We start from the raw sequence: 12,010 nt of genomic DNA, 5'->3' as shown, positions 1-12,010 counted from the left end.
CACGTTGGAAGATGTGCCGGCCGCAGACCTCACCGGCCCGCGTTCACGTGAGGGAGTAGCGGATCGGCAGGCGTTTGAGGCCGCCCACGAACGTGGTCGCCGTCCGCGCCGGCTCACCGGCCGGCGAGACGTGCGCCAGCCGGGGCAGGAGCTCGGCGAACAACGTCTGGATCTCCATGCGGGCCAGGGCCGCGCCCAGGCAGTAGTGCACGCCGAAGCCGAACGCCAGGTGCCTGTTGGGATCGCGTCCCACGTCGAAGCGGAACGGGTCGGCGAAGACGTCCTCGTCGCGGTTGGCCGACGGGTACGACAGCAGCACCGACTCCCCCTTCCCGATGGCCGTGCCCCGCACGTGGGTGTCGGCGGAGGCGGTGCGCACGAACGACTTGACCGGGCTGACCCAGCGGATCATCTCCTCGGCCGCCGACGGCAGCAGCCCGGGATCCTCGCGCAGGCGCCTCAGCTCCCCGGGGTGCGCGATGAGCGCTTCGAGACCGCCGGCGATGGTGGAGCTGGTGGTGTCGTGGCCGGCGGTGGCGATGAGGATGTAGTACGAGGCGGCGGTGTTGTCGTCCAGGGGGCGGCCGTCGATGCGGGCGTTGGCGATCTGTGAGGCGAGGTCGCCGGTCGGTGTGGCGCGGCGCCGCGCGGTCAGGTCGTGGAAGTAGGCGAACAGGTCCTCCAGGACGGAGGTGTGGTCGCGCGGCGTGCCCGAGCCGCGTCCGGTGTCCGTGTCGTCATGCCCGAACAGCTGCTGGGTGAGCTGGAGCATGCGGGGGAAGTCGGATTCGGGCAGGCCGAGGAGGGTGAGGATGGCGTAGAGCGGATAGTGGGCGGCGATGTCACGGGCGAAGTCGCAGGCGCCGCCGAGTTCGGCCATGGTGTCCACGTGGCGTCTGGCCAGGTCGCTGACGCGGGTCTGCAACATACGCATCGCCTTGGGGCGGAACCAGTCGGCCGCGATGGCGCGCAGGGCGCGATGCTGGGGGCCGTCCATGTGGACGATGCTGGCCAGGGCCTTTCCCTGGCTGCGGCGGGCTTCCAGGGCGGCGTCGAGCGCGGCCGTACGCAGGACGGGGCGGGGCGCGCTGAGCCAGAGGGCGTGGTCGCGTTCGACGTCGAGGATGTCGGCGTGGCGGGTGACTGCCCAGAAGGGGTTGTAGCCGGGGGATTCGACGTGGTGGACCGGAGACCGGCTGCGCAGCAGCGCCAGCGCGGTGTGGAGGCGGGTTTCGTCGGCGTAGGTGGCGGGGGCGGCGAGTGAGTGGGCGGCTTCGGCGGCGGACAAGGTGGACACGGCGAGTCTCCTGTCGCGGTGCTGGGGCGTTTCCGGCGGGGGGATCGTCCGTGTGGTCAGGTCAGGGATGCCATTCCCCGGCGTGACTTCTCTACTCGCTGACGAGCGCTGAGAGGGCCTGTTCACGCGCTGTCAGAGCGGTGACAGCGGCGGCGGCCATGGTCTGAGTACACACAGAAGCGAACGGAGCGAACACCATGTCGTACGAGGACCTGTCCGATTTCGTCCGGGCCACCGCCGAGGACATCCCCGGCGTAGCCGTCGGGGTGCTGGTGGACGGCCAGGAGATCTACGCCTCCCACGGCGTCACGAGCCTCGACAACCCGCTGACCGTCGATGAGAAGACGCTGTTCCACCTGGCGTCGGTGACCAAGACCTTCACGGCGACCGCGCTGATGCGCCTGGTCGAGCAGGGAAAGGTGGAGCTGGACGCCCCGGTGCGCCGATACGTGCCCGAGCTGAGGCTCGCCGACGAGCGGACCACGGCCGAGGTCACCGTGCTGAACCTGCTCAACCACACCTCCGGCCTGGACTGGAACCTGATCGACGCCGACGAGGACGACGGCTCCCTGGCCGGGTTCGTGGCCAGGATGGCCGAGCTGCCGGCCATCGCGCCGCCCGGCGCCCGCGCCTCCTACAGTCAGGCCGGCTACAACCTGGCCGGGCGGATCATCGAGAAGGTCACCGGCCTGCCGTTCGAGAAGGCCGTGGCCCGGCTGGTCCTGGAGCCCGCGGGGCTGTCGAACACCTTCTTCGACCCGGACGACATCATGGTCAGGCGGTTCGCCGTGGGCCACAACCGCGGCGCGGACGGGACGTTCCACTTCGCGCGGCCGTGGACGGCGTGGCGGGCCGGCAGCCACGGCAACAACCCCGGCGGGGGCATCGTCTCCTCGGTGAGCGACCTGCTGCGCTGGGCCAGGTACCACCTCGCCGCCGGGGACGAGACGCTGGGCCGCATGCGGGAGCAGACGGTCGAGCTGCGCTCCAGCACGCTCGGTGACGCCTTCGGCATCAGCTGGTTCCTGCGTGACGTGGACGGTGTGCGGACGATCGGGCACGGCGGATCGGGCAACGGCCAGTTCGCCGAGCTGCTCATCGTGCCGGAACGCGGCTTCGCCGTCGTCTCCCTGGCCAACGCGGGCCCCGACGGTTACCCGTTCAACCAGTCCGTCGTCCGCTGGGCGCTCGAACACTACCTCGGCGTGGTCGAGCGGGACCCCGAGCCGATCCCGTACGACGAGGCACGGGCCCGGGAGGCCGCCGGCCGTTACGAGAACGACGCCATGAACCTCGACATCGCCACCGACGGCACCCGGCTCACCCTTGAGGTCGGGATCAAGCCCGAGATCCGCCAGGGGTCGGACGCCGAGATGCCCCCGGACTACCCGCCGGCCGCCATGGGCTTCCTGCCCGGCGACGGCGAGGAGTACATCCTCACCGAGGGCGGGCTGAAGGGGCAGCGCGGCTTCTTCACCCGCGACGACGACGGCACGATCGTGGGCGTGGACCTGGCCGGCCGGCTGTTCGGCAAGGAGCGATGATGACCTCCGCGATCCAGGCCGAGGGCCTGGTCAAACGGTACGGCGACAGGACCGCGCTGAACGGGGTGGACCTGGAGGTGCCCGCCGGCGAGGTCATCGGGGTCCTGGGCCCGAACGGCGCGGGCAAGACCACCATGGTGCGGATCCTGGCCACGCTGATGCGGCCCGACGAGGGCCGCGCGAGGGTCGGCGGCCACGACGTGGTCCAGGATCCGGTGCGGGTCCGCTCCCTGATCGGCCTGACCGGGCAGTACGCCTCGGTGGACGAGACGTTGTCGGCCGTGGAGAACCTGGTGTTGTACGGCCGGCTGCTGAACCTGCCGAAGCGGCAGGCCAAGGCGCGGGCGGCCGAGTTGCTGGAGCGGTTCGAGCTGACCGGCGACGCCACCCGCCCGCTGGCCACGTTCTCCGGCGGCATGCGGCGCCGGCTCGACCTGGCGGCCAGCCTGGTGGGCAGGCCGCGCATCCTGTTCCTGGACGAGCCCACCACCGGCCTGGACCCGCACACCCGCAACGAGCTGTGGGAGGTGGTCAGGGAGCTGGTCTCCGACGGGACGACGGTGTTGCTCACGACGCAGTACCTGGAGGAGGCCGACCAGCTCGCCGACCGGATCAGCGTGATCGACCAGGGCCGCGTGGTCGCGGAGGGCTCGCCGGGCGAGCTGAAGCGGCGCATCGGCGGCCAGATCCTGCACGTGCGGCCGACCCTGCCCGGCGATCTGGACGCGCTCGCCCGGATCCTGACCGAGCTGACCGGCCACACCCCGACCGGGGACGCCGGCCTGCTCACCGTGCCCGCCGCCGACCCGATGCTGGTGTCGGCGCTGGTACGGAGGCTGGAGGCGACCGGCATCACCACCGACGAGCTGGGCCTGCGCCTGCCCAGCCTGGACGAGGTCTTCCTGACACTGACCCGGCAGCCCGCCGGCACGGAGAGGAACGCGGCATGAGCACCATGACCATCGGACCGGCCCAGGCCGCGCGGCACGGGTTCGCGCTCGCCGGCCGGGGCGTCACCAAGATCGTCAAGACTCCGGTGCAGCTCGTGGACGTCATCCTGACGCCGATCGTGTTCCTGCTGATGTTCGTCTACCTGTTCGGCGGCGCGATCGGCGGCGGCGATATCGACGGCTATCTCCGCACTATCGTCCCCGGCATCATGGTGATGACCGTCTTCCAGGCCAGCATCGGCATCGGCGTCTCACTCAACGCCGACGCGAGCACCGGCGTCTTCGACCGGTTCCGCAGCATGCCCATCGCCCGCTCGGCGCCGCTGGTGGGCGCGGTGCTGGCCGACGTCGTCCGCTATGTCGTCGCCCTGGGCACGCTGCTGACCCTGGCGCTGATCATGGGCTATCGGTTCGGCACCGGCCCGATGGCCGTCCTGGCCGCGGTCGCGCTGCTGATCGGCTTCGCCCTCTGCTTCTCCTGGATGTCGGTCTACCTCGGCATGCTGGTCAGCACGCCGGGGTCGGTGCAGGGCCTCATGACGATCCTGGTGCTCCCGCTCACGTTCGCCAGCAACGTGTTCGTCCCGTCGCGGACCATGCCCGGCTGGTTGCGGGTGTGGTCGGACATCAACCCGGTCAGCCTGATGGCCGACACCATGCGCGGCCTGCTCAACGGCGGCGAGGTCGCCGGGCCGCTGCTCGGCGGCCTGGCGTGGATGGCCGGCGTGCTCGTGGTGTTCTGCCCGCTGGCCATGCGCGCCTATCGCAGGAGGGCCGCCTGACCACGGCAGGGCGGTCGCACCGCGAAGAACCGCTCACCCGGCGTGTTCCGCCAGCCGGTCCAGCGCCTCCTGCCTGGGCAGTTCCGCACCCTGGCGATAGGCCTTCTGATAGCCGGCCTCACCGAGTTTCCCGGTGAGGCCGGCTGTCAGCGTGCGCAGCTCAGGGTCGCCCTCGTCGAACGCGCCGCGGATCACCTGGCTCATCCCCAGCGCGGTGGCCGCGCCCGCCGGGTCGTCCTCCAGCGCGAGCAGCCCGGCCAGCAGCTCCGCGCCCCAGCTCAGGTCGCTGACGTGGCCCGGGGCGAACACATCGCGGATGACACGCGGCAGCAGTGCGCGCGCCGGGCCCGCCGCTCCCTCCGCGAGCCGGTTGGCCATCCTGAAGCCGGTGATCATGTCGCTGGGCAGCCCCTCGCCGGACGGCAGCCGTTTGGCCCGTGCCTCCATCTCCTCCAGGGCCTGATCGGCCTGCTCCAGCTCGCCTCTGAGCCGGTGCGCGATCGACACGTACGCCGGCATGTTGGCCTCGATGCGCCGGTGGCCGCGCTCCCTGGCCTGGCGCAGCGCGGCCTCGATGTCGCGCAGCGCGCCGTCCACGTCGCCGCTGTTCATGCGCGCCCGTACGAGCGTGCTCTTGGTCCACAACAGGTGCAGCTCGGTGCCGAGCTCGGAGCTGATCGCGACCGCCCGTTCCGCGAGGGCGACGGACTGCTCGTACTCGGCCCGCAAGGAGTGGTCGCGGCTGATGCGGAGCAGGATCATCACCAGCCCCCAGCGGTCGCCCACCTCCTCGAAGCCCCGCAGCGCCTCCCGCCTGGCCTCGACGCCGGAGCGCAGGTCGCCCCGTTCGGTGTGCACGATGTCCTGCGACACCAGCAGGCTGGCCCGCACCCATGGGTCCGGCGAACGTCGCGCGAGGTCGAAGTCGTCCGCGGCCGCGCCGAGCTGGGCCATCCGCAACATCGGCAACGCGGGATGGAAGTCCAGGTCCGCGTCCGTCATCGGCCCGGGCACAGGCATCGGCCCTGCCGCTCCCCGCACCACACCGAACGCGGTACGCACCCGCTCGGGCAGCGCGTCGCCGAACGTGAGCACGTCGGAGACGGCCGTCACGTACTGGGTGGTCATCCCCTTGATGCCCCAGTACCAGAACATCGCCCTGACGAACCGGACCGCCATGGCCACGTCCCCGGCCTCTGTCGCCGTCCTCAGCGCCAGGGCCAGGTTGTCGTGCTCGGTGTCGAAGAGCTCGATCGCCCGCAGCTGCTCCCCGGTACGCAGCAGCGGCTCGTGCTCCTCGGCCAGCGCCAGGAAGTAGCCGCCGAAACGCCCGGAGATGTCGTCGCCCGACGCGGCGAGCTGGGTGGCGGCGTAGGCGCGGATCGTCTCCAGCATGCGATAGCGGTCGTCGGCCTGCTGCACGATGGACTTCTCCACCAGGGAGCCAGCCACGTCCAGCACGTCCTCGGCGGCCAGCGGCTCATCGGCGCAGACCGCCTCCAGCGCGGCCAGGCTCGCCCCGCCGGGGAAGGCCGACAGCCGGCGCGCCAGGATCCGCTCGGGTTCGTCCAGCAGGTCCCAGCTCCACTCCACCATCGCGAGCAGCGTACGTTGCCGCGGCAGCGCCGTCCTGCTGCCCGAGGTCAGCAACCGGAACCGGTCGTCCAGCCGGCGGGCGATCCGCGCCACGTCCATCGCCCGCAGCTTGGCCGCGGCTAGCTCCAGCGCCAGCGGCATGCCGTCCAGGCGGCGGCAGATCTCCACCACCGCGCCCACCGTGGACTCGTCGAGCGCGAACCCCGGCCGCACGCTGGCCGCCCGCGCCACGAACAGGCGGATCGCGGCCGCCCGCGCCGCCTCGTCCAGGTCCGGCTCGTCCGCGGGCAGCCCGAGCGGGCCCAGATGGCACAGCGCCTCCCCGGTGATCGCCAGCGGCTCCCTGCTGGTGGCCAGGACGCGCAGCCGCGGCAGCCGTACGAGCAGGTCCTCGGCCAGGTCGGCCACCGCTTCGACCAGATGCTCGCAGTTGTCCAGCATCAGCACGGCCTCGCCGACGTCGAGCACTTCGGCCAGCCGGTCGGTCGCGCCGCCCTCCAGGGGACGGCCACCGCCGGACAGGTCGCCGAGCGCGCCGAGCACCGCGTCGGCGAGCTGATCGGGCCGGCTCACCCCGGCGAGGGGGACGAACCAGACCCGGCCCCGCTGATCGCGGCTCATCGCCTCCAGCGACAGTCTGGTCTTGCCCGCGCCACCGGGCCCGACGATGGTCACCAGGCGGGAGCCGGCCAATAGCCCAGCGAGCTGGTCGAGCTCGTTTTCCCGGCCGACGAAGCTGGTCAGCCGGGCGGGCAGCCGGCTCGGCGCGGCCTGGGGCCGCGCGACGGGCCGGTCCAGCTCGCCGCGGAGCAGGGCGAGATGGACCTCCCGCAGCTCGGGCGAGGGATCGACGCCGAGCTCCTCGCCCAGCCTGGCGCGGATCTCCTCGTAGACGGCCAGGGCGTCCGACTGGCGTCCGGACGCCGACAGCGCCCGCATCCGCAGCTCGGCCAGCCGCTCGCTCAGCGGATGCTCGCCCGCCGCCGCGCCGAGATCGGCCAGCACCTCGGCGTGCCCGCCCAGACGCAACTCGGCGTCGAAGCGGTCCTCGGCCGCGGCGGCCCGCAGGTCGTGCAGCCTGGTGGCGCTGGTGCGGGCGAACGGCGCCTCCCGCACATCGGCCAGCGCCTCGCCCCGCCACAGGCCGAGCGCGGCACGGAGCTGCGCGGCGGCCTCCTGGGGCCGGTCGGCGGCCAGCTCACGCCTGCCCTGCGCGGCCAGCTCCTCGAACCGGTGCGCGTCCACGTCCCGCGTGTCCACCGGCGTCAGCCGGTACCCGCCGGCCACCAGCTCCACGGCGCCGGCATCGCCCAGGGCCCTGCGCAGCCGTGAGGCCAGCCCCTGCAACGCGCTGACCGCACCCGCCGGTGCTTCGTCGCCCCACAGATCTTCGATCAGCGACTCCACCGTCACCGGCCGGCCGGCGGCCAGCGCCAGTCTGGCCACCAGCATGCGCAGCCGGGCGCCGCCGATGTCGATCGGCCGGCCGTCCGCCGCGAAAACCTCAACTGGCCCAAGCAAGACAATCCGCACCCCGGAAGCCTCTCAAATCCTCGCGCGCCCGACGACCCGTCCGTCTCCCCCTCGGTTCGTCCCGGAGAACCGTCACGTTCCCGAGTGCGGCCCCGTCATACCGATGGCGCCCGAAACCGGACGCCGAGCCCAGCCGAAAACCCGGACGCAAGGGATTGATCATGGGAGTACAGAAGAGGGCGCTCATCACGGGCGCGAACAAGGGCATCGGGTTCGAGACCGCTCGGCTGCTCGCCGAGCAGGGCGTCACCGCCATCGTCGCCGCCCGCGACGAGGACCGGGGCAGGGCCGCCGCCGCGCGCCTCGGGCAGCCGTACGTCCGCCTCGACGTCACCGACGCCGACAGCGTGCGCGGGGCGGCCGCGTGGGTGGAGGAGGAGTTCGGCACGCTGGACATCCTGGTGAACAACGCCGGGATCATCGGCACCCGGCAGGCGCAGCCGAGCGCCACCCCGCTCGACCTCGTCAGGCAGGTGTACGAGACGAACGTGTTCGGCGTCGTCACGGTGACCAACGCGATGTTGCCCCTGCTGCGCCGCTCCCCCGCCGGCCGGATCGTCAACGTCTCCAGCGAACTCGGCTCGATGGCCCGGGTGCTCGACCGGCATCACCCGATCTGGGGGCAGCACGACCTGGCGTACAACTCCTCCAAGGCCGCGCTCAACATGATCATGATCACGTACGCCAAGGAGTTGTGGGACACCCCGATCAAGGTCAACAGCGTGGACCCCGGCTGGTGCGCGACGGACGCCACCGATCACACCGGTTTCCGTACGGCCGAGCAGGGCGCCCGCCAGATCGTACGGCTGGCGACCATCGGCGACGACGGCCCCACCGCCGCGTTCTACCTCGACGAGCGCCCGCTGCCCTGGTGAGAACGGCTCCGGTTACCGCTTGACCTCGTTGAGCCGCCCGGTCCTGACGTCGTAGACGAATCCCCTGACCGCGTCCTTGTGCGGGATGAACGGGTCCGCCTGGATGCGGCCGATGGACTGGATGACGTCGTCCTCCAGGTCGGTGAACGCCTCGGCGGCCCAGTCGGGTTTGACGCCGACGTCGTTCTGGATGTCCCGCTTGAAGGCGTCGTCGGTGAAGGTGAGCATGCCGCAGTCGGTGTGGTGGATCAGGATGATCTCGCGCGTGCCGAGCAGCCGCTGACTGATGGCCAGGCTGCGGCGCTCGTCCGCCGTGATGACGCCGCCCGCGTTGCGGATGACGTGGGCGTCCCCCTCGCGCAGGCCGAGCAGGCCGTAGACGTTGAGCCTGGCGTCCATGCAGGCCACCACCGCCACCCGTTTGGCCGGGGGCAGGAGAAGCCCTCCATGACGGAAGGACTCGGCGTAGCGCTCGGCGTTGGCGACCAGCTCGTCGGTGATGCTCATCTGGCTCTCCCTTCGAGGCCCTCTCAGCTTTGCCTGCAATCCCGATGTGGTCAACAGGCATTATGTATCTATACTTTACCTACAGGAAGAGTAGGTTATAGAGGAAGAGCGCCGATGAATCTCCAGTTCCTCTGGTACATCCCGAACCAGGTACGCCCCGGGCACCGCGGCGACGACACCGTCGCGGATCACAACAGCCTGGAGACCCTCACCAGCCACGCCAGGGCCCTCGAAGATCACGGGTGGGGCGGAGCACTCCTCGGCACCGGCTGGGGGCGGCCCGACACCTTCACCGTCGCGGCCGCGCTGGCCGCGCGGACGACGACGTTCCAGCCGCTGATCGCGGTCCGGCCCGGATACTGGCACCCGGCCAAGTTCGCCTCCGCCGCCGCGACGCTGGACCACCTCAGCGAGGGGCGGGTGCTGGTCAACATCGTGTCGGGCAAGGACAACCTGGCGGCGTACGGCGACAGCGAGGGCGACCAGGCGCACCGCTACGCCCGTACCAAGGAGTTCATCCAGATCACGCGCAGGTTGTGGACCGAGGAGAACGTCACCTACCACGGCGAGCACTTCGGCGTGACCGGCTCCACCGTGGAGCCGCGCACGGTCGTCCGGGGTGAGCGCCGGCACCCCCTGCTCTACTTCGGCGGCGCCTCGGAAGCGGCCGAGCAGGTGGCCGCCGCCGAGGCCGACGTGCAGCTCTTCTGGGGCGAGCCGCTCGAAGGCGTCGGCGAGCGGATCGAGCGGCTCAGGGACCTGAGCGAGAAGCTCGGGCGCGAGCACGCCCCGCTGGAGTTCGGGCTGCGAATCACCACGCTGGTGCGCGACACCACCGAACAGGCCTGGGCCGACGCCGAGGCCAAGGTCGAGGAGATGGCGAAGGGCGCCACCGCGCGCGACCCGAACTGGCAGGCCGCCGTCGGCCAGCGGCGCCTGCTCGACCTGGCCGCGCGGGGAGAGGTGCTCGACGACAACCTCTACACCGCTCCCGGCAAGTACGGCGGCGGCGGCGCGGGCACGACCTGGCTGGTCGGCTCGGCCGAGGACGTGGCGCGGTCGCTGCGCAGGTACCAGGCCCTCGGCATCACCCATTTCGTGCTCTCCGACACTCCGTACCTGCCGGAGATCAAGCGCCAGGGCGACCAGCTCCTCCCTCTGCTGCGGGATTGACGCGGGCGCTCAACTGCAACCAGCAGGCCGGCCGAGGTCTCACCAGCCGCGCTCCAACCGGGCCAGCTCCTCGGCCACCTCCGCGACCCGCTCCTCGACGAACGTCGCGTCCAGCGGCGGAACGCCGTCGAGCACGTCGCCGAGGAGCTCCTCCACCTTGCCCTTGGCGTCCCGCTGCGCGCGCTGGACGGCCTCGGTCACCGCGCGGGCGACGGCGTCGCTGGTCAGCCGCATGATGCGGGGGCTCACGGCGATCTCCATGAGCTGTCCTTCCGCGTCGGTGACCGCCCGGACGAGGGCGTCGTCGCTCGCCCCCTGCCCGGTCACGCCGGCCACCTCGGCCTGCGCCCGCTGGATCCGCCGCATGGCCGCCTCGGCCCGCTCCACGGTGCGGTCCACGCTCTCGATGTCCTCGTTCGTCATCGTTCCTCCTCGTGCCTGCGCTGACGTTAGGCACCGCGAGGCCGGCGAACGCGGACGATTCAAGGAACTTGGAACCAACTCCGCCGGCCCGTCCGCACTGATTATCGTGCGGATCATGCCTGACGCACTTTCCGTCGATGCGTCGTCGTTGCGCGCGGACTCCGCCGCGACGCTGCACCACGGCGCCGAGTACGCGACCTCCTCCCAGCCGCTCGCGGACATGAGCGCGGACTCGTGGGGAGACGACGTGCTGACCGCGTCGTTCCTGCGCGAGTACCTGACTGCCGCGTCCCTGATGTCCGAGGTGCACGGGCGGCTCGCCACGCTGATGACCGACACCGGCGCCAACCTCGCGGGCATGGCGAACACCGCCATCGCGGCCGACGAGGCGGCCACCTCGCTGGTCCCGCCCGCGGGAGGGGAGGAGACATGGGTGTGACGCTGCCCGGCTGGGCTGCCACGATGCTCACCACGGTGGGGATGCCGTGGATCAACGTCGATCCCGACCAGGTGGATCAGCGGGCCGGGGAGTTGTCCACCACCGTCCAGCAGCTGAACACCGTGGCCGGGCAGACGGATGACCAGGTACGCGGCGCCGTCCAGCACACGGGTGGCGACTCCGGTGAGGCGCTGGCCGACTTCTGGGACTCCACGGGCGCCAAGGCCGTGGTCGCGGGCCTCGCCCTGACGGCGGCCGCGCCGATCGTCATGCGCGGCTTCGCCCACGTGGTCCGGGGCAGCCAGGTCGCCACCCTCTCCCAGCTGGCCAACGGGATGGTCAGGGCCAACGCCGCCACGGTGGCCGGCGGACCGCTGGCCAGGGCCACCGCTCTGGCGAGCACCCGGCTCGGAGTGGCGCGCATCCGTCAGTCCCTGGCGCGCGGCGTGGAGCACACGCTCACCCCGGCCATGCGCCGCCACGTGACCGAGCCCCTGAACGACGTGGCCTCCCGCGTCGGCCGCCTGTCCAACCCCGAACCTCAATTCGCGGGCGGGCTGCAGATGAACATCGGCAGGCGCAGTCGCGCGGACGGCTGGATGAGCATGAAGGACGCCAGGAGGCATGCCGAGGGCGGGTATGTCGCGCGTACCGGCGTGCCCAAGTACAAGGACATCCACCAGAACACCAAGGAACTCACCAGCAAGGACAAGAGCGAGATCGTCAAGAAGGCCAAGAAGAAGGGCTTCGGCTGGAAGTCCTACAGCGACGTCGACCTGGGCGGCGCCAAGTACCGCGTCCACAAGGACGGCCGCATCGACGACCTGTGAACCCGCTCGTCACGACGAACGCCCAGGCCGGGACCGGCCTGGGCGTTCGCGCAGATCAGAG

General features: G+C 71.4%; 10 protein-coding genes and 1 pseudogene. 7 read left to right on the top strand and 4 right to left on the bottom strand.

The window, feature by feature from the left end:
- Window positions 1-43: 43 nt before the first annotated feature.
- Window positions 44-1,297, bottom strand: a complete 1,254-nt coding sequence (locus tag ACFPZ3_RS24395; RefSeq protein WP_379516526.1) for a cytochrome P450 — start codon at window positions 1,295-1,297, stop codon at window positions 44-46.
- A 197-nt stretch (window positions 1,298-1,494) separates the two neighbouring features.
- Here ACFPZ3_RS24395 and ACFPZ3_RS24390 point away from each other — a divergent pair, with 197 nt between their 5' ends.
- Genes ACFPZ3_RS24390 through ACFPZ3_RS24380 form a run of 3 tightly spaced genes read left to right on the top strand, consistent with a single transcriptional unit; the run spans window position 1,495 to window position 4,573 of the window.
- Entirely contained in the window at window positions 1,495-2,841 is a 1,347-nt protein-coding gene (locus ACFPZ3_RS24390) for a serine hydrolase domain-containing protein (RefSeq protein ID WP_379516525.1), read from the top strand.
- Window positions 2,841-3,791, top strand: coding sequence for an ATP-binding cassette domain-containing protein (locus ACFPZ3_RS24385; protein WP_379516524.1), 951 nt, complete (start codon window positions 2,841-2,843; stop codon window positions 3,789-3,791). Before ACFPZ3_RS24390 ends, ACFPZ3_RS24385 begins: the two co-directional genes overlap by 1 nt.
- Window positions 3,788-4,573 carry an ABC transporter permease gene (locus ACFPZ3_RS24380; protein WP_379516523.1) on the top strand — a complete coding sequence of 262 codons (786 nt, stop codon included), beginning with the start codon at window positions 3,788-3,790 and terminating at the stop codon, window positions 4,571-4,573. Before ACFPZ3_RS24385 ends, ACFPZ3_RS24380 begins: the two co-directional genes overlap by 4 nt.
- A gap of 1,932 nt (window positions 4,574-6,505) precedes the next feature.
- Here the strand turns inward: ACFPZ3_RS24380 and ACFPZ3_RS24375 are convergent.
- Window positions 6,506-7,621 (bottom strand): annotated as a pseudogene (locus tag ACFPZ3_RS24375) (AfsR/SARP family transcriptional regulator); the annotation flags it as partial.
- A 242-nt stretch (window positions 7,622-7,863) separates the two neighbouring features.
- On the opposite strand from ACFPZ3_RS24375, the gene ACFPZ3_RS24370 reads away from it, so the two are divergent.
- Complete coding sequence (locus ACFPZ3_RS24370) at window positions 7,864-8,577, top strand: SDR family oxidoreductase (RefSeq protein ID WP_379516522.1); 714 nt, start codon at window positions 7,864-7,866, stop codon at window positions 8,575-8,577.
- A 12-nt stretch (window positions 8,578-8,589) separates the two neighbouring features.
- On the opposite strand, the gene ACFPZ3_RS24365 is transcribed toward ACFPZ3_RS24370, so the two are convergent.
- Window positions 8,590-9,084, bottom strand: a complete 495-nt coding sequence (locus ACFPZ3_RS24365; RefSeq protein WP_379516521.1) for a beta-class carbonic anhydrase — start codon at window positions 9,082-9,084, stop codon at window positions 8,590-8,592.
- A 114-nt stretch (window positions 9,085-9,198) separates the two neighbouring features.
- On the opposite strand from ACFPZ3_RS24365, the gene ACFPZ3_RS24360 reads away from it, so the two are divergent.
- Window positions 9,199-10,257: an LLM class flavin-dependent oxidoreductase gene (locus tag ACFPZ3_RS24360; RefSeq protein ID WP_379516520.1), complete on the top strand. Its 1,059-nt coding sequence runs from the start codon at window positions 9,199-9,201 to the stop codon at window positions 10,255-10,257.
- A gap of 39 nt (window positions 10,258-10,296) precedes the next feature.
- Here ACFPZ3_RS24360 and ACFPZ3_RS24355 read toward each other — a convergent pair whose 3' ends face one another.
- Window positions 10,297-10,680 (bottom strand): YbaB/EbfC family nucleoid-associated protein, encoded by a 384-nt coding sequence (locus tag ACFPZ3_RS24355; RefSeq protein WP_379516519.1) that lies wholly within the window; start codon window positions 10,678-10,680, stop codon window positions 10,297-10,299.
- 115 nt (window positions 10,681-10,795) lie between these two features.
- Here ACFPZ3_RS24355 and ACFPZ3_RS24350 point away from each other — a divergent pair, with 115 nt between their 5' ends.
- Together ACFPZ3_RS24350 and ACFPZ3_RS24345 are read left to right on the top strand one after the other, a co-directional pair.
- The gene (locus ACFPZ3_RS24350) at window positions 10,796-11,119 is read left to right on the top strand and encodes a hypothetical protein (protein ID WP_379516518.1); all 324 of its coding nucleotides are present in this window, start codon (window positions 10,796-10,798) and stop codon (window positions 11,117-11,119) included.
- On the top strand, window positions 11,110-11,949 hold the full coding sequence (locus ACFPZ3_RS24345; protein ID WP_379516517.1) for a hypothetical protein: 840 nt from the start codon (window positions 11,110-11,112) through the stop codon (window positions 11,947-11,949). The genes ACFPZ3_RS24350 and ACFPZ3_RS24345 overlap by 10 nt, the downstream gene beginning before the upstream one ends.
- Window positions 11,950-12,010: the final 61 nt, after the last annotated feature.

Source organism: Nonomuraea insulae (assembly GCF_042656245.1).
This window is presented reverse-complemented; position numbering and strand designations above follow the sequence as displayed.